The 21,848-nt window shown below is 41.1% G+C and carries 16 protein-coding genes; 1 reads left to right on the forward strand and 15 read right to left on the reverse strand.

The window, feature by feature from the left end:
* Positions 1-44 precede the first annotated feature (44 nt).
* The 13 genes from OKW21_RS19840 to OKW21_RS19900 all read right to left on the reverse strand — a co-directional run bounded on the left by OKW21_RS19840 (position 45) and on the right by OKW21_RS19900 (position 20,045).
* A complete protein-coding gene (locus OKW21_RS19840) occupies positions 45-1,148 on the reverse strand; it encodes a hypothetical protein (RefSeq protein WP_277482499.1) in 1,104 nt (367 codons plus the stop codon).
* A 101-nt stretch (positions 1,149-1,249) separates the two neighbouring features.
* The gene (locus OKW21_RS19845) at positions 1,250-3,223 is read right to left on the reverse strand and encodes a DUF5060 domain-containing protein (protein WP_277482502.1); all 1,974 of its coding nucleotides are present in this window, start codon (positions 3,221-3,223) and stop codon (positions 1,250-1,252) included.
* 177 nt (positions 3,224-3,400) lie between these two features.
* Positions 3,401-4,420: a serine hydrolase domain-containing protein gene (locus OKW21_RS19850; RefSeq protein WP_277482504.1), complete on the reverse strand. Its 1,020-nt coding sequence runs from the start codon at positions 4,418-4,420 to the stop codon at positions 3,401-3,403.
* A 50-nt stretch (positions 4,421-4,470) separates the two neighbouring features.
* Positions 4,471-5,349, reverse strand: a complete 879-nt coding sequence (locus tag OKW21_RS19855; RefSeq protein ID WP_277482507.1) for a hypothetical protein — start codon at positions 5,347-5,349, stop codon at positions 4,471-4,473.
* A gap of 80 nt (positions 5,350-5,429) precedes the next feature.
* Complete coding sequence (locus tag OKW21_RS19860; RefSeq protein WP_277482509.1) at positions 5,430-7,730, reverse strand: DUF6797 domain-containing protein; 2,301 nt, start codon at positions 7,728-7,730, stop codon at positions 5,430-5,432.
* 286 nt (positions 7,731-8,016) lie between these two features.
* Positions 8,017-9,300 carry an FG-GAP repeat domain-containing protein gene (locus tag OKW21_RS19865; RefSeq protein WP_277482512.1) on the reverse strand — a complete coding sequence of 428 codons (1,284 nt, stop codon included), beginning with the start codon at positions 9,298-9,300 and terminating at the stop codon, positions 8,017-8,019.
* A 90-nt stretch (positions 9,301-9,390) separates the two neighbouring features.
* Positions 9,391-9,807 carry a plastocyanin/azurin family copper-binding protein gene (locus OKW21_RS19870; RefSeq protein ID WP_277482515.1) on the reverse strand — a complete coding sequence of 139 codons (417 nt, stop codon included), beginning with the start codon at positions 9,805-9,807 and terminating at the stop codon, positions 9,391-9,393.
* 147 nt (positions 9,808-9,954) lie between these two features.
* Positions 9,955-11,505, reverse strand: coding sequence for a sulfatase-like hydrolase/transferase (locus tag OKW21_RS19875; RefSeq protein WP_277482518.1), 1,551 nt, complete (start codon positions 11,503-11,505; stop codon positions 9,955-9,957).
* Between the two features lie 322 nt (positions 11,506-11,827).
* The gene (locus tag OKW21_RS19880; protein ID WP_277482521.1) at positions 11,828-12,541 is read right to left on the reverse strand and encodes a hypothetical protein; all 714 of its coding nucleotides are present in this window, start codon (positions 12,539-12,541) and stop codon (positions 11,828-11,830) included.
* Positions 12,542-12,595: 54 nt separating this feature from the next.
* Positions 12,596-14,317, reverse strand: coding sequence for a RagB/SusD family nutrient uptake outer membrane protein (locus OKW21_RS19885; protein ID WP_277482523.1), 1,722 nt, complete (start codon positions 14,315-14,317; stop codon positions 12,596-12,598).
* A gap of 99 nt (positions 14,318-14,416) precedes the next feature.
* Positions 14,417-17,986 (reverse strand): SusC/RagA family TonB-linked outer membrane protein, encoded by a 3,570-nt coding sequence (locus OKW21_RS19890; RefSeq protein ID WP_277482526.1) that lies wholly within the window; start codon positions 17,984-17,986, stop codon positions 14,417-14,419.
* Positions 17,987-18,063: 77 nt separating this feature from the next.
* Complete coding sequence (locus OKW21_RS19895) at positions 18,064-19,161, reverse strand: FecR family protein (protein WP_277482528.1); 1,098 nt, start codon at positions 19,159-19,161, stop codon at positions 18,064-18,066.
* A gap of 263 nt (positions 19,162-19,424) precedes the next feature.
* Positions 19,425-20,045: an RNA polymerase sigma factor gene (locus OKW21_RS19900; RefSeq protein ID WP_277482530.1), complete on the reverse strand. Its 621-nt coding sequence runs from the start codon at positions 20,043-20,045 to the stop codon at positions 19,425-19,427.
* Between the two features lie 581 nt (positions 20,046-20,626).
* Here OKW21_RS19900 and OKW21_RS19905 point away from each other — a divergent pair.
* Positions 20,627-21,052, forward strand: coding sequence for a transposase (locus OKW21_RS19905; protein ID WP_277482532.1), 426 nt, complete (start codon positions 20,627-20,629; stop codon positions 21,050-21,052).
* Positions 21,053-21,191: 139 nt separating this feature from the next.
* On the opposite strand, the gene OKW21_RS32600 is transcribed toward OKW21_RS19905, so the two are convergent.
* Positions 21,192-21,443: an FAD-dependent oxidoreductase gene (locus tag OKW21_RS32600; protein WP_338130120.1), complete on the reverse strand. Its 252-nt coding sequence runs from the start codon at positions 21,441-21,443 to the stop codon at positions 21,192-21,194.
* Entirely contained in the window at positions 21,413-21,823 is a 411-nt protein-coding gene (locus tag OKW21_RS32605; RefSeq protein WP_338130121.1) for an FAD-dependent oxidoreductase, read from the reverse strand. Before OKW21_RS32605 ends, OKW21_RS32600 begins: the two co-directional genes overlap by 31 nt.
* Between the last annotated feature and the right edge of the window lie 25 nt (positions 21,824-21,848).

A 21,848-nucleotide genomic window follows, 5' to 3' on the forward strand; every position in this document is an offset into this window, starting at 1 on the left:
TAAGTTTTCAGAGATTTTTGCTATCGAGCTACCTTGAAAATGAATTAAAATTTACCACCTGTTATCTCTTTGACCAGACTAAAAAACCCTTTTTTCCTTTCGGAATTGATCCCCCAGTCAACCGGCACACTTTGGTAACCTTCTTCATAGGCTTCTCCATCCCTTCGGTAATCAAAATATCCCCAGGAGACATAATTTTCCACCGCGACACTGAAGTTGTTTTTAGCATTATCAAAATCATAATTGTCATCCTCATTCACTACCACCGGCATGGGCCGGTATCCATCCACCTTGCGGGTATTCCTGATCAGGTTTTCCATTTTTTCAGTAGTATCTACTCCGTTTCCATGAATTAAAATATAATCTGAAGCTTTGACTACATTAGACAGAGGAATTGTATTCCCTCCATAGCTGGTGCTGACCAACAGCCGGTGCCCATTGTGCTCAATACTCTTTACCAGTTCAATGAGTTCATCTACCCGATCTGGTTTCAATATATCATGCTCATATGCCTTGATGTTGCATTCATTATTGACTTCAATCAATACATTCTGGTAGCCTTCCTTCAACACCCAGTTTACCGTATTATTGACAGCATTGATCACTGCTTGTTCATCTTCTAAATTCTGATCCTGTCCGAAGTAGAAAATGCCCATCATGACCACCATTTCCAGGGCATCTGCTTTATCCAACACTAATTTCAGGCGATTCATATATTCCGGTCGGAGCTGTCCGTCAGCATAAAAGGGGGAATTGTACCATTCCTTATTTCCGTAGCCGGTCGGACTTCCGCCCTGCATATTGATAGTAAAGGAATTCAGTCCATGAGCTTTCCATTCATCCATGGCGTCCACAAACTCGGCAGTATTTCTATTGGGATCCCACTCACCGGTATCCGGATAGCCAAACAACTTTCGGGTTTCTGGGTTCAGATCATCAAAAATACCCTGAACCATTCGGGAGTTCATCAGCAAACCCTCTATTTTCTTACCTTTCCAGCTTCTGCCCTGGTAGGTAGGCTTCCCGTTGACATAAAAGGCTTCACCCTGGATGGTAACCACTGTCTTTTTTGGAGCAGGCAGGAAAGCGGATGACACGATCCATGAAAGGACAAATAGTAAAAGAATTAAATAATTGTTTTTTTTCATGACGATATAGGTTTGAAGGAAACAGATAAGCATCAGGGCTGTACAGACATAATCTTCAGCTTCTGTTTCCTTTTGTAGAATGAATTAATGGTATAAAAAGCCTATTTTTTCCTTACAAGTATTACCCAATCTTCCTTGACATCCCCAGGAGGCATACCCAGGTTAATCCAACCGGGCCCGGTCACCTCAGTTACGTTTCCTCCCTGAACCCTTGGTTTTTTGATGTTAGGTAGGGCAGAAAGCACAGAAGCTGGTTCTCTAGCGTAGGTCTGTTCAACCTGCATTTCTTTTCCCTTTTGAAGATTACCTCCAGTCCTGGGATTGTACCAATCCACTGTGTAGGTACCGGTATTATTTTGTAAATTCAGGGCAGCTCCACCTCCAGATGGCAGATAAATCACATAGAGCTCCCCATTGTTGGCGTAGACAAAATCCTTTTCACTACGGGTCATATTATTGGCATTTTCCATTTCCCAGAATGGAATATCGTTGTTTTTGTAAAAATCCATGGCATGGCGGGTATAGTCCCACAGGGCATCCCGGCTTCGCCAATCCTCCATATTGAGGTCATTTTGTTCTTCGGAATAACCAAAATACCATTCCACCCCATCGCCTCCGGCGGCAATGGTGGCCCAGTAAGTACCCCGGGCTTCGTCCTGGTTATAATTATCGTCATAGTCGTCCGTAGTAACGCCTAATCCTCCGGTTCCGGCTTCGTCTAAAGATACATTCCATTTTCTTTCCGACCGGTCTGAAGCATTCACCCAATAAGAAATGACGTCGAAATTGTGCCAGGGACGCATGCTGTTGGTCTGAATAGAAGGTCCTTCAAAATATTCATACCCAAGTAAGGGGGTATAACTCTGTTGGTATTGATTGGGAAAGGTGTGGGTAACCACAGGGTGATCATAAGGATCCAGATTATGGATATATTGTGCGTCTGCTTTAGCATTTAGTTGCTCCGCATCATCTAACTCATCCCAAAGGTCGTGCTCTTCTCCCAAATTCCAGTTGAGTGCAGGATGGTGGGCAAACCTGGCAATCAATTCTCTGTAGTATAGTTTTCGTTCCGGACCCAATTTTCCACCGTTTAAGAGCTGGTCATTTTCATTTTCATGGGTTTTGAAATGAAGGAACATGCCCAATTGATCTCCATGGGTAAATACCTTTTCCCATTGAGCGAGTTTGGAAACATCATAGCGGTCCACCTCATTATGACTAATCCATGGCCAGATATTTTTTCCATCTCCACCCGCTGACAAGGTCAAAAAAGAAAAAGCATTCATCCCCTTGGAAGATAGGTAGTTCAGCGCTCCAATCAAGCCTTTCCCCTTACCGTCTTTCCATTCCGGGTCTCCATCCTTCCAATCCTGCACATGTGCCTCGTACTTTTTTAGAGGAGTGGCACCACGTCCGTCTTTGTGTTGGGTACTTCCCCATAGCAAAACGTCACCGTAATTTTTTGAAGTCGAGGCATGCGTATAAGTACCGTCAAAATCAGCATATGCCAGTAAGGTCTCCGGAGCATCTGCCCCTCCTTTCATGAACCACTCGCCATTATCGAATCTGAGATAATGTTCTCCGACATACCGCAGTATTCCCTTTCCCCGCAGATCCGAACCGCTTTTGTCAGTTTCTGAAATATTGATTGTACCGGTCGCGCCATCAAAAGCGGCTGATTCACCGGCGGTGGAACTAAGGTTAACAGCAATATCTTCTCCCCTGCGAAAGGAAGCCGTATAGGTCCACTGGCCGGTCCTATCGGGTGTGAAATGTACGCGCCACTTGTTCCCAGAAGTGGCGCTGGTTTCAGCAGCATTTCCATCTGCTGCAAAATAACCAGGTACTTCGTAGGCTGACTGACCACTCTCATGTCGAAATTTGACATTTAGCCGATAACCCATAAAAGGATTATATGCATCGGTTTCACTTACTTCAGGTCCCTCAAAAGTAATGGTGACTGGGTGCCATTTTCTTAATTCTCCATCCACAGTGCCTTCGGATTGAGCAAGCAGAAAATCAGGATTAGTAGTTAGCGTAAATATCAGGGTTATTAAAAAAGTTAATTTCCTCATGATTTTTCGTTTTAATGGTTGTTTGAGTGTTTCTTTCAGGTTTATGTAGTTATTGCTTCACCTATCTTTTGAATAAATTGACTATTGATTAGGTCGGTTATTTCCTTGTCGCTTTGATCCAGGCCCAATCTGACCACCACCATGTTCCATTCAGGAATGATGAAAAGATGGTTATTGTTATGGCCCCATGCCGCATAGGTACCTACTGGAGCAGCAGCGCCATTTTCTCTCACCATTTGGCTGGATTCCGTTTACCCACCAGTTAAATCCATAAACCCCACTTCCCTGCAACCCACTTCCCGTATGCCCCAGGGGAAGCGTAGCAGGAACCTGAACCGAGCTGGCTTGTTGCACCCATTCTTTGGGAATTAATTGTTTGCCATCCCAGTTGCCCTGATTTAAAAATAAATGACCGATACGTGCTATTTCCCTTGCCGAAATAAAAATATGGTTGCTGTTATTGCCTGCACCACCATTGATTTTATATTCTCCGAATTCACCAAAATCACCCCAATGCCACTGATCAGGTTTCACACCTATCGGATCAAGTAATCGACGTTTGAGAAGATCCCCTAAGGGTTCCTCTGCAATTTTGGTTAAAATATAGGCAAACTGATTCATGGCTGAATCCCAGTAAGCATATTTTGAACCCGGAGGTCTAAACAAGGGGGTGCTGGGTAGAAAGGGAGTAGTACTCGGACCATGTGTATAGTTTCCCCGAGGCTCATCTCCTTGTGCCCGGTAGCCGGATGTCATGGTAGTGAAGTGCCTTAGCTTCAGATTGGGATAATTTTCAGTCATTTCAGGTACCACTTCTTTTGCAAGCGTGTTGAGGCTGGCCTTCCCGTCGGCAATCAGTAAACCCAAAACCGTACTGGTAAAAGATTTGGTTACCGACCAGACTCCATGAACTTTGTCCACGTTCTCACCTTCCCAAATGAGGTAGCCATTCCGAATAATCATCACCTCTTTAACCCCATCAAATCCTGAATTTTCCTCTAGAAATTGAATTGCCTCTTTTAACCTGGATGAATTAACTCCCTGCGATTCCGGCGAGGCCACTACCCAATCCTTTCCCGGGAAAATGATTTCTTCACCATTTCTTAAAGTATCTTCAGATATGACATGTTTATCCTGGCCAAAACTATTGCCAATACTGACCTTTTCGTACAAAGAACCCGTATCTAAAAAAAGCATGTTAAATATGAGCAGATATTTAATACAAAAAATATTCACAGTCCCCATGTCTATTCAACCGGCTTGAAAGGGTCATCAAGACGAGCTTTGATAAAATTGCTGATTTCTTCATGCCCCATCTTTTTATCTAAAAACCCAAAAACGGCTACAGCATTGGTATTGCTCAAAGCATGTTTATCATCATCTCTTCCAAAGCTAAAAATGGCCATATTATCAGGTTGTACCCATCCCTCATCTCCCCCTTCACTTACCCCGGTAGCTCCTATGTACACAATCTGTTCGGCATCGTCATCTACGAAATAAAAGAAGGGTGAGGGAAAGTTATTTCCAAATTTCGGGTTGAGATAGCCTAAACCTTTACCGTGCTCAAATTTACGTTCCATTCCATCCTCTAATACATAATGTTGTTTTTCAATATTCATCTTCCCTCCAACAGGTCCTTCCCACAGGAAGGCAAATAAATCCTCAGCTTCCAATACCTCAATGGCAGCATGGCTCGAGAAGAAATGATAGCGAATTTTATATTTTTCATTGCTTGACTCCAACCTCAGGTGTGATCCATAAAGTGTATCAGCAAAATCAATTTGTTTACCCTCTTCACCAATCCAGTGGGATGCCCCCCCTCCTCCACGGCAAGGATGTCCAAATCCGTCTGACGCAAAATTGGGCCATCCTCTCCACTCTCGGTTATCCACACAGTTATTGCTAATCCAATCTAGTCCTTGTTTGTCTATCGCTGAATTGAATCCAGTTGAAGTTTCTTCTGTTTCGGCATGTTCTTTCTCAAAATGCCAGGTGCCATTGGCTGCTTTAATTTTCCAGGTTAAATAATCAAACCGCTTCTCTTCAGTCACTACAACATTTTCTATCCTACTTGTTAGAGCTTTGTTTTGATTCTCTCTTTGTTCACATGCAGTAAATAAAAGCAAAAGAAACATGCTCGTTTTTAAAATTGGAATTTTCATGAAACCTGGATCATATAAATTAAAATTGTTGAAGTAGTGCACCTTTAATCTATAGCAAACCCCTCAGAAGGCACTCTGTGTATCGTTTTATGTATCATATGGCTTAACTCCACCCCTTCAGCGGTAGAAATCTGGTAACTTATGGACATGACCAGTCCTAAGGAAGCCTCTTTCATTTCTGGTAAATCTTCCAGCGTACCGATTGAGGTGTGTACGATTCCGGGTTCTAATGCCGGAATTGTCAGAAAAATGGTTTTACCATCATCAGACAACCTAATGGATTCTACCTTTACCGGATCTGGTTTGGTTTCTCCAGGATTGTCCACAGAATACAGTTTTCCACGTGTACCGTACTGACTCGTCCAGGGATACGTCCACTTTTGCAACTGATAGTTTTCAATATTTGTAGCCGTCTGGGGATCCACTTTTTGAGTAAACTCGAGCTCAAGTCCGCCAGCTTTGGTATTAATTTCCACAGGTAGATTCAAAGGGGCTCCAGTATACCGCACTCTGTGGAAAGAGCCCCAATCTTGGCCTATGGATTGCCAGCTGGTCATCCCGGCTAGATAAAGATGCCCATCTTCGTGAAAGCGGCCACGTTCAAGACCTGACTTGAACATGAGTGGAAGGTTCAGATGAGCGCCCTGCCATACGCCATCCACCTCTTCCTTTAAAATCAAGGAAAGGTTTGCACGACCATAGGAGGCTAATAAAATATCATCCTGCAATTCCTCTGGCCACTGATCGCTAGTGATAAACATGGGTTTGGCGGGAGAATTGTCCATATAATGAGGTGTCCAAATAATAGGGGACTCAAACGAAGTAGGCATAGATGGTTGGTGTGCAGATGGGATAAATCCATGAAATCCATCTTCTTTGATTCTATGTACTTTACTGGTAGGGACCCAGTTCCCTTCATTGTCCGCATAAATCATTTCTCCGTCGGGTCCGACTGACAATCCGTTGGGATTACGAAGACCTTTTGCGATAATATCCAGCTTTTTCCCGTCTGGTGATAACTTGAAGAGCACACCATGATGTGGTGTAATTTCTGCATTTTTTGGCGGTCCTTCTCCTCGAACATAGGGTGGCCAGGGGGTAGATTTGGCAAAGTAGAAATTCCCCTGTGAGTCCGTTTCTAAGTTCATGGTAAATGCATGAAAATTAATAGAGGCCATGATTTCGTTATTAAAATTCTCATAGAAATCTGCATAGCCATCATCATTAATATCATGTAAACGTGTAATCTGGTCACGCCCGGTAACATACACCTGATCATTGACAACCTTAACCCCATTTGGTTGAAAAAGCCCAGTGGCATACCGATGCCAACGAAGGGTCTCCAGATTTTCTTTGATACCTTCAACCAACCACACATCTCCACTTAGCGAGCTAACAACCGCACGACCATCTGAGAAAAAATCCACATCTGTTAACCGCATGAAGGAATTCCATGGATTAGGAACAGGCAAAGTAAGCTCATCTACCGTAAACGGTCCGTCTTCATCACCCATGACTGCTTCCGTTTCCACCATTTCCATCATATCGGGTCCTGGCTCCTTAAATTCTGAAAGATCTGGTACCTCTGAAGAATTTGTAAGATAAGATGCTAAATAGTCTGTTTCCCCGCCGGATAAAATGGGACCAATAGCAAGTTTAAGTCGAACCGTTTCCGTTGTCTCGGGGAAATCCAGAATAAGATGACGTTTTGTTATCCTCCACTCAGCTCCATCAGGAATCCCCTGGGCACCAACAACCCGTGTTTGATCTCCGATTTGTATGACCATATACTCGCTGGATTGAGAGACTGACTGTATTTCAATTTTAGCGCTGTCTGGTACTTGTAGCACGCGCAATGACAAGTTTTCTTGAGTAGGGCTTATGTTTAACGTACGAGTAAAAACAGGTCTGGATTCAATAAGGTCAAACCCAGGCAATTCAAGGATGTCACTACTGCCGAAAGTATAGGAAAACAGTACCTGTTCTCCATGCCTATAAAGCCCCTTATACTGTCCCTGCTCTTTGGGAATAGGACCGTAAGGCCATGTTCTCGGATCGTTAAAATCTCCATCTATGGACCAGCCCGGGGTATTACCCGTCTCAAAATGGGTGATACCTGCAGGGGTCGGCCAATCTTCAAGCCCATCTCGCTCCAGGTACCACTGAAGGAAGCCACCGGTCCAGGCACTCGCCACACGTAATAGATCAGTGTCAAAAGTCATTACTGCCTGTTGTTCATTTCCGACTTTGACAGCAATTCCTTTATACACAAATATACTGCTGGCAGTAAGTGGGTCATGGGTAATTGTAGAGGTAACAAATGAACCATGATCCATTGGATTCATATTATCAGAAGGTTGAAGCTGAGCTTTTGCCGGTATATATGAGCTTAAACTTGCTGTTAAGGCAAATACTGAACTAAGTAATAACTGCTTTAATAAATTTGTCATATGTGCTGTGGTAATCTTCCTTAAATCAAATACTTTACATTTTCAGTTATAGAGCACTTTTTAGACTTTTCTTTTCAGTCAATCAGAAAACCGAGCCCTTTAGTTAAGCGGACAAAAATGCAGGCCCATGGATTGAGTTAATTTAGTTAAAAAAAAGTGCATGGGGAAAGCTCTATGGTTGTTAATCAAGGACAGATTTATTCTCCAAAAATATTACATAAGCTTTACCACCCAGCGCGTTATTATCTGATGGGCTCCACGGCTTTCCTACTATATCAAGTTTACCATCGTCTGTAACATCTCCAAATACAATCTCGTGGCCACCCAGATTAACATCAGCAATTACATGCTCTTTCCACTCAACTGTTGGATTATTAGACCAGGATGGACCCACTCCGAGGTTTTCCCAAAGGAAATAGCGTGGGTTCTCCTCTCCATTTGCTCCCGGACGAGCTCGCTGCCAGTCCTGTTCAGCTGAGATAACATCCAGATTGCCATCGCCGGTAAAATCCGCGACCCCGAGGGAGTGCAATCCGCCCAATATGCGATCCCCTCCTGCTATTTCATGTCGGTGCCATTGAATAGTGTTGTCTTCATCGGGTCCAAGATTTTCCATCCACCAGATTCTTCCTCCTCTCATTTCTTCCACGGTCTGCACTACATCAGGTCGTCCGTCATTATTTAAATCAGCGACCCAGGATCTGGCAGCATTGGCCGCCCAGCTTGGCTCACCTTCCGGAAGCGGCATGAATGGGCCCAAATCATGTTGTTCCCACGCTGTCCCGTCACCATCTACATTTTCAAACCAGACATCAGTCCGTACAACATCGATATCTCCATCATCATCGATATCCCCGTATCCTTTAGGAGCCACACCTCCGTGAACGGCTTCGCCTATATCATGCCTTTTCCAAGGATTTTGTGGATTGCTTGGGATTTCATACCAGCGAAGATTATGTTTATCGGACATGGTAATCACATCCATTTTGCCATCTCCATTGATATCAGCCACTACCTGATCATGAATAGACCCGTCTGTGATATCGTCATCAAAGACAAATTGCTCGTAAGGCGAATCAAGGTCTCCGGAATTCCTGTACCATGCTCCCCCTACAAGGTAGTCGGGTAGCCCATCACCGTCTACATCCAGTACAGCACCACCAGCATCTGTAGGTGGATTTTCGCCAACGATATATTTGGACCAATGGCCAGGCTCATGAAATTTATAAACATAAATCTTATCCGTGCCCCTTGAACTCATGATATACTCCAGTTTACCATCACCGTCCATATCTGCCAGAGCAGTATTGGAGAAAGCGCCTCCTATGAGAGAGTCATCAATTACATGGGTCCTGAATTGAATTTTTTTCTTGCTTCCCTGTGCTATAGCATCAACAGCTGAACCCACTATGAGCAATAAAAAGAAAGCAATTATAGGATTTAGGTACCCATTTTTGGTGTGCATTATATATTTTTTTAAAGCCATGATTTGAATATTTATTGTTGATTATGATTATTCATTGTCAATTCTATGAAACTGCTGCTCATAAAGTATTTATTCCGTTGAGATCAACCTACCCTGCATTTGCGTCCAGTGAGCAGAGTAGGTACAAATGTAGGGATAGGTTCCCGGAGGCGGCACTTCCAGCGTAAGCTCTACTGTTTCCCCGGGATAGGCCAGCGCGCTGTGGGCGATGATACGTTCCTTTTCTTTTTCAGGAACCCAGTCACTACCCATAGCCTGAAGCGCCGCGATACCTACCGGACGTATATCCGCTTCTTCTCTGACCAATACGATGTTATGGTTCATATCGCTTTCATTCTTATATCGGATAAGCAGGATATCGCCAGCTTTGGCACGTATCTCTGTCACAGAATAGCTCAGTTCAATCCCCTCAGATTTCATCTCAACGACAGTCGTATCTGCGTATTCGGTAAGAGGGCTGCCCTCTTTTGATGACAGGTTTGCCATGGTTGATGCACACCAACTGTTTATTTCTGTCATACCTACACCTGGTAGAATTATAAATAAAGAAAAGATGAATAAACTGACACATGATAAAGTGGTAACTCGCATAAAGTCCTATTTATTATAGATTATGATTACTGGTTATAATTATTATCGTTGATCTACCTTGTTTAATATTTCATTCCCTGATTGCACCCTGTCCTTTTGAACATCTTCATACATTTGAATAAGTTCTTTTTTCATTTCAGCGTATAATTCAGGCTCAAAAGCTGATAACTCCACTTTTTCCAAAGGATCTTTATCCACATTGTACAACTGAAATATGGAGGGCTGCTTAAACTGTTCTTCCCTACCCTCTGTATATCCTCTGAGAATGTAAGAACCTCTAGCGGTAACCACCTTTGGTACCGGCAAATCAATGGGCCCGGGTCCAACATATCTTTGGTCATAACCTTTGCCTGCAATCTGCCACTCCTGGCCTGCAAGTTCATTTTGCCAATATAAAGGCTTTTCCCTGCTTATGCTTTTGTTGTTTACTAAAAGTGGCACTAAACTCTTTCCATCCAGCCTGATATTTTCAGGTAATTCTGCCCCAGTCAATGCAGCCAAAGTTGGCAATACATCTACATGGGAATTGGGTTCTTGGGTTATGCCCGGTTGAATTGTTCCCGGCCAACGAACCATACCGGGCACTCGGATTCCACCCTCATAAAGTTGTCGCTTCTGACCAAACAAGGGATAGGAAGTACCATAAGATCTATGAGCTCCCCAATATACATCTCGGACCTCTGGTCCATTATCACTAGAAAAAAAGATGACCGTATTTTCAACAATACCTTTTTCTATCTCATTGAGTTGATCCAAATAATCTATCAGCCTCCCTATATGGTGATCCAGAAAGGTTACACTGGCATAGTATTTATTTTTTTCAACATTTCCTGTATTATAAAGAGCAGTGAAGGCGGGAGGATTCTGTATTTTTTCGTGAACGGCATCATAGGTAAGTAACAAGAAAAACGGCTTGTCTGGATTCCTTTTTTGACTTATCCAGCTAATTGCCCTGTCAGTAAGTATCTGGGTTGAATAGCCCTTGGTTACACCCACAGCATGACCGGTCACGTCATCATCAGCTAAATAAAAATCACCGGGATTCTGCATCGCATTCGTTTGCAACAGAGGTGTTCTATGCGGATTTTCTTTTGAAACGAATGCATAGTCAAAACCCTGCTGGTTAGGAAAAGAACCAGTCCATCCTGTCCAGTGATCGGGTTCTGTCCAGTCAGCACCATTCAAATGCCATTTGCCCACGATAGCAGTCTGATACCCCTCTTGTTTTAAAACTTCGGCAATAGTTACCTCTTTACCTCTTAAGAAAAATTTATCGTCTTCCTGCAAGTCGTTTATCCAGCGGTTAATATTATGTCTTGTAGGCGTTTTTCCAGTCAACAAACCTGCACGGGAAGGCGAACAGGTAGGGGCTGCTGCATAATGCCGAGTAAAAACCATTGACTCTTTGGCAAATCTTGATAGATTAGGAGTTGTTATAAATGGATTGCTAAATTCGTCAATCCCATCTAATTCTAGGTTTATATCTCCATAACCTAAATCATCGACTAAAATATAAATAACATTCACTCCGTTACCCATTTCTGAGTTTGCCTGAGCAAAAGTATTTTCTATAGCAAGATTTGAAAAAATCAAAAGCAAGGTACATAAATTGCAAAAGTCTGAATGTTTTCTCATTAGATACTAAATGGTAGTTTAGGGTAAGCTTGGATTTTGTTTGTAAGTTGTGTTATGGTTTCTGTAATCTAACTTGATTCATCATAATTTAAAACATAGTAATTCTGGAACTCTCGCTTCATCAAATAAATGAACCTTCAGTATTCTAAGCTTTTTTGCATCTGAGGAACATGGTCTGCCACTGTTGCACACCAAATGTGGCAGCGAGAATAGAGTTCTTGTAGAGAATAAAACCTGTAACAGGTTTTATTCTCTATATCATTTTTTATCTGAAAATGAATTAGGGAGCTTCTATCACAATTGGAATGCTATGATTCCAATCAGTAGTCTGATCGGATCTTGCCGCAATGCGTACATGCAAATTACCCCCTCCTCTTTCCTGTGCCATGCTCAAGAGCTCAGCATCAAGCTCAACCGTTGCTGTTCCTGAGTTACTATCAAGCGTCAGCTCCCGGGTTTGCCACCTGGGGCCATTTCCTGTGTTGACTCCCACCTTTGCGACAGTACTCACTAACACAACTCTTTCTTCTGCTACATATCCCTGACTAGGATTTATCTCATAATTGACTTCAAGTTCACCCCCAGAAATGTTAGCTGTAGGCTGAGGAATCACCAAATAAGGTGTGACTGTAATATTCTGTTCTACGGGAGCACCTGTGAGATTCACAACCAGTTCACCCTGACCAGGACCATTAACCGGCCCCTCAACCCAAACGTTATAAGACTGTGGATACAAATGTAGATTGGCATAAGTACCATCCCCATTCACTCTTAATTCAAGAGGTACTCGGTCCTCTTCTCCCAAAACAAATACAGTAAAAGCTGGGTTTGAGGCATCGCCGGATACCGGATTTCCGTTTTGATCCAGAATCATTCCGCTGATCTGCCCATCAAAACCAAAATCTGTAACCGTCTCTTCGCAAGCTGTCAATGCAGTTATATATACCGTCATCAATGCCAGGATCGGAATTTTTTTTATTGTTATAGCATTCATTCTCATCGTAATTAAATGTTTATTTTTTTTTAAGAGGTTAGAACAACCATTTCTCTAATATCCAGGATTCTCTACCAAGTCTCCATTAGTTTCAATTCTCTCCTGGGTAATAGGATTGTAATAATGCTCTGGACGAAACTCACGTTGAGTAGCTTCACCATTAATTTCAAGAAAATAGTATTGCCCTGAATCATCATGATAAATCACCCGAAGACCGTGTACAATTTGTCCATCTAACACATCTAAAGCAGTTCTCCATCTACGCAGATCATCCCAGCGATGACCTTCATAGATCAACTCACTCGTCCTTTCAATTCTCACACGATCACGAGTGATGGTTCCTGAATTCAAGGGCATTAACCCAACCCGTTCACGTGTGTAGTTAAGGTACATAGCCGCATCTGCCAGATTGCCAAGCTCGAATTCACTCTCGGCTGCAATTAGATACATCTCTGCCAATCTCAACTCTTTCCAATTATACCGTTCTGTATCATCAGGTATCAGTGGAGTTTCGGCTACTAATTTCTTTAGCAGAAATCCCGTGGAAGGGAAAAATTGATTTGCCTGTCTTCGGCTGGCACTTCCTACAGAAGGCTTCCCGTTATGAGAAACACCAACTTCTGAAATGACCGCATCCGGATTAGTTCCACCCACAGTTGGATCTATACCTTCATATAATTCCACCACATTACCTGCATACAAGGAACCTTCAAAGAATACTGTCGCATGCAGTCTGGGGTCTTTGTTATCCCAGGGTGCAGAACCGGTAGGATACAAATTATCAGGTCCTAATGCAGGCGTACTAAACGTACCGTCCAGATTCTCAAAGTGATTTACCAATTCCAGGGTAGGGTTCAGTTGTGAACCTTGCCCTTCTGAGTAGGGTGTTGGTTGGTTTTGGTGAGCAAAGGCATGATTGATTTCAACACCATTGTAAATCTTTTCAAAGATGGTTTCAGCATTTGAATCCTCAACGCCAATATTAAAAAATGTTTGGACTGGATCTGAACCTTGAAGCAGTGAATAATTACCTGAATTAATTACTTGTCTGGCTGCCGCACTTGCTTTCTCATAAAACTCATCTGCTCTGGATGATGGGATTCCCGTTAGCCGGTTATCTGCCAAAGTTCCAAAATTTGCAATAGAAGCAGACCAAAGATTTGCCCTAGCTTTATAGGCATAGGCAGTCCAGCGATTCACCCGGCCGGTTTGTTCTGAATCTTCGGACAACATACCAGCCGCTGTTTCCAATTCAGTATCTATAAAGTCAGCAATAGCTTCTTCGGTGCTTCTTACTGTATATTCCTCCGGGACCTCTTCAAAGGGATCGAGTACAACATCAACCAGGGGCACGCCTCCGTAGCGCTTTTGCATTTTGTAATATAAAGCCGCCCTCAAAACTTTGACTTCACCTTCCATCTGTGTCTTAAAGTTTTCAGAAAGAGGAGATTCCCGGATATTTTCAATAAAAAAATTCAGCTCTCTTATATATTCATAATCCCATAAACCTTCACAATCTGTGTTGATATTCATCCCACCATGTGTTCTGCAGCCGGTAAAGCTTCCACCTCGCTGAGTGCCTAAATCATGATGCCCAAGCGATCCGGCAAAATTATGGCCACCATTGGGGGTTGAAAAACTCGTAAAGGGAAATTTTGCGTATAAGTCTGCAGCTAATGCTTCTGCAAAAGCCTCATCCTGAAATACCTGCTCACCACTTACCCGATCTCGGGGAACCTCGTTGAGGTTTAAAACGTCTTCACAGGAAGCTAACAACACCAAAAGTAAAGTTATAAACGGTGTTAAGATTTTATATATTTGTTTTATGTTTTTCATACCTAAAAAAATTATTTTCATAATTGATATAGTTTCGATTTAGAAATCAATTTCAATCCCAAAATTGATCACACGCGTCTGGGGATGGTAGTTGCCAAAAAACTGTGCTGGATCTTCATCAATTTCAGGATCTAAAAAATCAAGATCTGAGAACGTCAATAAATTAGTACCTCCTGCGTACACTTTCACCCTTCTTAACCCAATCATATCAATTAAATTTGTAGGAAGGGTATAACCTAACTGTAGCTGTTTGAGGCGTAAGTAGGACCCATCTATCAAAAACATATCATAATCATTATCGAACCTTCCTGATGCTCGCGGCCACCTTGCAGCTGCTGCACTTACCGTTGGTAGACCAAATTCATTTTCAGGTATATATGCATCATTTATGTCTTTTTGCAGGGCAACTCCATTAGATGGGAATGGTGCCTCAAACTCACTCCATGTCAAATTCCAACCGAACCTAGACGCACCCTGCCAGAATGAGACAAGCTCAAGGCCCTTCCATGATACACGTGTTTGAAATCCGAAAGTCATTCTTGGCTGGGTACCAGAGGTAGCAATATACTTATCAGCGTCGGTGATCCTGCCATCCCCATTCCTGTCTATGACTCTTGCATCCCCTATCTGTATAGACCGGTTTCCACTACCGTCTATATCTGCCCAATTATCAATTTCTTCCTGAGAAGTGAAAAGGCCGTCGGTTTCTAAATAGAATATATCTACATTATTTCGCCCACCAGTAATTACCCGTCGGCCAATCTGTTTTTCGCGCCGCTCGACTTCTTTATTGATAAAATCAGGCTCATCGGTATGTTCTACTATTTCCTCGTAGATCCCAAAATTACCACCGATAGAATAATTCCAATTACTATTTATTGTGTTGCTATGCTGTAAACTTAATTCCAGCCCTTGGTTTTCAAACTCCTGGAAATTTTGTTGAGGTAATACTGCTCCTACGACAGGCGGAACTTCTAATATGCGTTGACCCAACACATCAAAACGATGCCTTCTGAATACATCAAATGTAGCTTCTAACTTACCCTCCCAGAAGGATGCGTCTAAACCAAAATTGATAATATCCATTTTTTCCCAGGTAATATTAGGATTAGGAAGCCCGTCAGTACTGATAGTTCTCCTAAGGGTTTTGTCCTGAAAGATGTAAAAGTCGTCAAAAGAGAATGTTGACAAAAATTGAAAGTCACCAGCAGCATCAAATCCAAGTCGCCCCCAAGAACCTCGAAGTTTCAAAAATGTCAGGAAATTCAACGCCCCAATGTCCTGCATAAATGATTCTTCTGTAACATTCCATGCTCCGGAAACGGATGGAAAAAAGCCCCATCGGGAATCTTCCGGAAACCTCATGGATCCATCATATCTTGCACTTACCTCCAGAGAATATTTATCGGCATAATTGTAACTAATTCTGCCAATATGGCCCATCCTTTTGTTTCTGCTGATTACATCATTGTTAAATTGTTGGCTGGGAGGCCCAGCGCTCAATTGTGCAATCGGGAATTCGTATAGGATACGACTTGCATCAATTCTTTCAAAATCTTGCTGGATGAATTCAAACACATACATACTGGTTAATGTATGATCCTCTCCGAATGAAAAATCTCCGTTTAAAAAATATTGAAAGTTTATATTTTCGGTTTGACTATTTCTTCGTTCTACCCTGGTATCGGCATTCAGAGCACGGACAAACTCATGCTGTTCTGTATCTGCATTGTAGCGATATTCAGGACCTCTTTTTTGAAACATCTTTTCCTGCAAGTTGGTACCTTGATAATTTATTGTAGCACTTGTGCTTAATCCCGGAAGAAGTTGATACTTGCCTCCCAGTTTAAAATCAATAAAGCCTCTCTGAAACTCCTGAGAACCACCGATATCTGCGCTTGCTAAATTCAAAGGGTTTACTGTTTGCCCTTCGGGCGCACCTCTGGGGAATTCAAGATGCCCACCGGGTAACTCTTCAATCGAGTGAAACGGGCGCCAACGTCCGCTACGAGCAAAAATCCCCTGGCCTTGCGACCAATTTGTACCTTCAAAAGCATTTCTGGGCCCGTAAAAATTCTGCAGGTTATAACTCATATCAAGGTTAAAATCGAACTTCTCAGAAACATTTACATCTACATTTCCGCGAATATTATACCTTTTAAATTTTGTATCTGTATCTCCAAAAACATTGCGTTCCAGGCCGGTTTGATCAAACATATTTCCGGATATAAAATAGCGGACACGTTCACTTCCTCCCCTGAGCGATAGATCGTGCGTTATCATTGGCGCTGTTTTACGAGGGATCAATTCAAACATATCTACACTTGGAAAATTTTCGGGATCTGATCCATCATTATGCGCTCTGAAGTCCGCAACGGTCGCGGGTGACCAACGAAGACCAATACCTTGATCGAGGTTTCTCATGTTAAACAATGCCATGTATTCCCAGGAGTCAATGGCGTCTGGTACCATTGTCAATCCCTGAAGTCCCACATCTCCTCTGTAAGAAAATTGAATATCACCAGCAGTCCCTCGTTTTGTTGTAACGAGGACAACACCATTTCCGGCTCTTGCTCCATAAACTGCTGCCGATGCTGCGTCTTTCAGCACATTGAGTTCTGCAATATCATTTGGGTTCAAATTTGAAAAAACCGCCTCATCAACAGGCAAGCCATCAACAATGTAAAGAGGTTCGCCAAATCCGCGTATATTGATTGCAGTCTTATTCTGCCCGGGTTGACCATTCTGGTTTTTAATAAAAACTCCCGGAACTCGCCCCTGCAATGCCTGACCTACAGTCGGAGTTGACACCCTTGCCATATCTTCCGGATCCGCTCTTGCGATACTTCCCGTTACCCTAGATTCTATTTGAGTACCATAACCAATCACAACTACTTCTGAAAGTGATTTAATATCCGTGGTTAAAACAACATTAATAGTACTTCTTCCATTAATTGCTACTTCTTGGGAAAGATACCCGATTGAGGAGAATACTACTGTTTCGATATCATCATCGACGGTTAATCTGTATTTGCCATCAATACCAGTAACTGTTCCTGTGGTAGTCCCTTTGGCCAAAACATTGACACCAGGCAGTGGCTCCCCACTTTCTTCATCAGTGACCGTACCGCTTATGGTTTGTTCTAAATTTTGTTTAACTCTCCCTGGCGGAATGGATTGATAAAGGAAGTTATTACCATTTAGCCTGTGCTCTAGACTTGCCTCTTGGAGAGATTCTTTGGAAACTTTTTTTATTTTATCACCCTTATTGTTCCCTCTAATAATAACATAGTGCACATCATCAATTTTCTTATAATCAAGTTGGAAAGGCTTCAGCAAGGAATTGAGTGCGTCTTCAAGGGTGGCATCAGGAAGTTTTCCTTTTTCAACAAACCTGTTTTCAACAACTTCTTTGTCAAAACTGAAACGCACCTGATGCTTTTTCCCAATTTCAAGCAAGGCATTACTTAGTGCCTCTTTGTCATCCTGATTTGTAGCTCTATCAGATTTGGATTGAAGTGCAAGGCTTTGGCCGTAAGCATTTCCTAATGCTGCTGATAGAAACAGAAAAAATAAAATTTTGAACAGATACTTTAAATAATTGTTCATAGTCCGTAGTTTTAGGTTTACTTTATTGTTTCCTGTCAGTCAAGTTAGCCGCCAAGCAAGGTGACTGGCAGGATTTTCTATATTTTTCTAACAATTAATTCATTGCCCTGCTTTTTTATATCCAGCATAAAAGATTGAGCTATAATCTCAATAATGAGATCAATGTCTTTGGAGGAGATTTCTGCCTCAAATATTTTATTTTCTATGCCACTATCTTTCACTGTCACATTGTACCCATACATATCCTGAATCATATTAAATACTTCTTTTAGCGGAACAGAATCAAATACAAGAACATCTTTTGTCCAGAGAGCGTATTTTTCGGGGTTTACAACTCTTTTAGTTACTTTCTGATCTTTTTCAGAAATTTCTACCAGTTCTCCTGGTTCCATATTTAATATTGTCTCAGCAGAATGTTTATCAAGCTCAGTATTTAGGTTTAACTTTACTTTTCCGGATTGAAGTACCACCTGGGTTTTGCCTCTCCTGTTATTTACATTGAATTCTGTACCCAAAACTTCTATAGCTACACCATTAGAATGTACGATAAACTTCTGGTCATTTTCAGTATGTACTACTGAAAAAAATGCTTCTCCCTTCAAATCTATCTCCCGATCATGCTCCCCTTGCCATTTCTGTTCATAACTGATGCTAGAGTTAGCGCTTAATACTACTTCTGAGCCATCAGGAAGGTTAAAGGTTTTAGTCTCTCCAAAATTTGTTGAATAAAAAACTTGCTGAGTATTAGAAATTACCAGCCATATTCCCATCATGACTATTAAGCTTACAGAAGCTGCAATAGCTGCTTTATGCCACCTCTTGATAATTGAATGTTGAGTAGGTAGAGAATAAATAAGCTTTTCACCTATTTCATCATCTTCATGAAATTCCTTACTTTCTTTTAGGATATTTAATTCCTCTGTAAGTGTTTCCGTATTGATAACAGCTTTAATGTTTTGTAGAATCTTTTCCTTGTTGAATTCATCAATATTACTTTCTTCAAAATCTACATCCAGAATAATGGCTCTAGCTTTCTGGATTACAGGTACTTTATCAGGGTTATCTCTTACCCAATTTTCCCAAAATTTTTGCGATTCTAGTGTTGGATTCAATACCCACTCCTGAAAAGCTTCATCCATCATAAAATCTATCAGGTCAAAATTTTGGTAATTCATAGACTAAAGCATTTTATTATAAGGGGAGCAAGTTTTTAAATCGTCATCAAAAAAAATCAATTATTTTTTATTTTTTTAATTGCTACATTTCATTATAATTATTTTTAATAAAATGTTAAAAAACACATTATATTGATAGAAATATCGTATTAGACAAGAAGGCAAATAATGACTTGTATTTAGTTAAATTTTGCTTTCATTTGGATCTATTTACCAAAAAGAGTATAAAGGAATAAAAGATGACTAAAAGCTATTGGTGGGGATCAGGAAATTATCAATGCACAAAGTAGCAATGCAAATTTTATCATTTCTTTCTTAATTGTGAGCATAGCTCGGTAAATAAGGTTTCGTACTGATCTGATATCCATAGAAAGCAAGCCTGCAACCTCCTGATTAGTCAAGCCATCATAAAATCTTAATGTAATAGCTTCCTTCTGTCTTCTTGTAAGGGAGTTAAGGGCATTGAGTAGCTTCCTTTGTTGATATTCAGAAAATTGTTGTGAGATCAGTTCTGACTCTTTTGAAAAAACAATGGTAAAATTATACTTTTCCAGCACATTGAATTCCAAAGAAGCTTTTCTTTGGTCAACCAGCTTTTTGATGATTTTTCTTTTGAGACGCTTATATAAATAATACTTAACTGTGTGTAGAGTTGGAAGGTCTCTTCTGCTCTTCCAGATTTCTACAAAAAGGTCTTGAAGACTGTCCTCAACTAATTCTTTATCGTCAGTAATTCTTTTTCCATAGCGACACAAATCATCAAAGTACAGATTATAAATATGAGTAAATGCGTGATCGTTTCCCTCCTTCATTTTAACCCATAGTAAGGCGCCTTCTGTATGTTCTGATTTTCTGGAAGATCTATTTTGTAATGAGTTATCCAAAACAAATATTCTTTAAAGAATTGTTAATAAAATAGGTTAATTTTAAATAATATTAGCAAATTTAAATTTATCAGTCAACTAGCTTATTTTTAATGAAATATTTGAAAAATGATGAATGTCAGCACTTTGCTCTTGGATTTAAATAGGATTATGAACTAACAGATTTGATTCTTTTCCTGTTCTTTTTTCAGATAAGCCCAACGTACACAATCGGTCAGAACAACATTTTTTTAGCTTTTCCCTCCTACCCACCTCTTCTTCATTAAGCCCATACAATTTGTACAATTCTAACAATACTTGCTTAACAAGATTTTTTTTTCATTTCATCAAAACTCGGTCGCTTTTAGCCGGGATTTATCGCTAATACCGCTATGAAAAAAATGAAAGCCCCCTAATGCACTCATTTCAAACCTTTGCATCAAAAAAGGTTCTATTCCAATTCCTCTTTTCATTGTGAGGTCAAAAAAACTTTCTAATTTCAATAAAAAATATTCTCTTAAATCATCAATTCTCTTAAAAACAGTCAAATTTAAAATGATAAATATTTAATTTTTCAAATATCTCTAAATTGAAGAACCTAAATGAGATGGGATCAAATTTTTGGGTTTTTACCGCCTGTTTCGGGTAATCATCATGATCTGTATGAATTAGAAACACGATTAGAAGATCAGATTGCCGACTTGAAAAAAAGCGATATTGACGTAGATGGACTATTTCTCAACGCTGATGCTGGGTTTGACAGCAATAGCTTTCGCCATACCTGTTTCAGGCACGGTATTCAACTAAATGCACTGCTTAACACACGTAACATCAACAATTTAGCTGATTGCGATTACTATTTTGATGAACTCATTTACAAGGAACGCTACGTTATTGAAAGAACTAATGGCTGGATGGATGCATGGCGCAGTTTCCTAAATCGTTTTGACAAAACTTTAGTGAGTGGGAGGGCTTGGCATCATATCTATGCCTTGTGCAGTTGGTGTCTCTATCTTCAAAAAGTTTAAACCGTTTCGTTGCTTAATTTTTAAGTTGTCCAAAACATTTAGAATAAAGAAGGATCTTATTGACCTTCTTTACTCTCTCTTTTCAATTCCTGGTTAATAGGCTGAGACTGCAGGTCCATGGAAGGATTTTCCAGTATGCCTATGAATTCATCCAGATGTTGCTGATATACTCCCTGGGGATTGGTATTGTTTTTCTGGCTACATATGCTGCATAGCCTACCGCTTCTCCCATCATACTACAGGTACGCATCTCCCGGGTACTTCCGAAAGCTACATGGGTTGTGCTGATGACACGTCCGGCCATGAAAAGGTTTTCAATATTGCGTGAATAAAGGCAGCGGTAAGGAATGGTATATGGCTTTACTCTGATGTGTTTGGTAGCCGCAAAAATTCCTCTCCGGGAAGGTACCGTGAATTTTCTTCATCCGGGAAATGCAGGTCAATGGTCCAGGTAGCGGTAACTGTAGCATCAGGATACACCTCACCCTCCTGAATGTCCATTTGCGTGAGGATATGGTCACCCAATAACCTTCTGGATTCTCTCTTTCCGCCGATATAGGCTACCCAGGCTAGTTCGTAATTGGCATATTTATCTTTCTTCTCATTTTTTAAATAAGACCAGTTTCCATAAATGGCTCTCAGGCTATGGTCCCTGATCTCTTCGGCTTCTGTGATCGTATTGAAATTACCGATAGTTTTATATGAAGGGAACGAGAAAGATGAAGACTCAAAACCAATTATTGTACTTGAAATGTTTATATTTTTAGTAATTTAATTTATATGATTGCTTCTTCAA

The organism is Catalinimonas alkaloidigena (genome assembly GCF_029504655.1).
In the GTDB taxonomy this organism is placed as follows: domain Bacteria; phylum Bacteroidota; class Bacteroidia; order Cytophagales; family Cyclobacteriaceae; genus Catalinimonas; species Catalinimonas alkaloidigena.

Excerpts from the sequence above, each read along its gene's own strand:
- OKW21_RS19845 (WP_277482502.1), bottom strand. The coding sequence starts at position 3,223 with ATGAGGAAATTAACTTTTTTAATAACCCTGATATTTACGCTAACTACT.
- OKW21_RS19895 (WP_277482528.1), bottom strand. The coding sequence starts at position 19,161 with ATGAATTACCAAAATTTTGACCTGATAGATTTTATGATGGATGAAGCT.
- OKW21_RS19850 (WP_277482504.1), bottom strand. The coding sequence starts at position 4,420 with ATGCTTTTTTTAGATACGGGTTCTTTGTACGAAAAGGTCAGTATTGGC.
- OKW21_RS19890 (WP_277482526.1), bottom strand. The coding sequence starts at position 17,986 with ATGAACAATTATTTAAAGTATCTGTTCAAAATTTTATTTTTTCTGTTT.
- OKW21_RS19865 (WP_277482512.1), bottom strand. The coding sequence starts at position 9,300 with ATGCACACCAAAAATGGGTACCTAAATCCTATAATTGCTTTCTTTTTA.
- OKW21_RS19870 (WP_277482515.1), bottom strand. The coding sequence starts at position 9,807 with ATGGCAAACCTGTCATCAAAAGAGGGCAGCCCTCTTACCGAATACGCA.
- OKW21_RS19905 (WP_277482532.1), top strand. The coding sequence starts at position 20,627 with ATGAGATGGGATCAAATTTTTGGGTTTTTACCGCCTGTTTCGGGTAAT.
- OKW21_RS19880 (WP_277482521.1), bottom strand. The coding sequence starts at position 12,541 with ATGAATGCTATAACAATAAAAAAAATTCCGATCCTGGCATTGATGACG.
- OKW21_RS19840 (WP_277482499.1), bottom strand. The coding sequence starts at position 1,148 with ATGAAAAAAAACAATTATTTAATTCTTTTACTATTTGTCCTTTCATGG.
- OKW21_RS19860 (WP_277482509.1), bottom strand. The coding sequence starts at position 7,730 with ATGAATCCAATGGATCATGGTTCATTTGTTACCTCTACAATTACCCAT.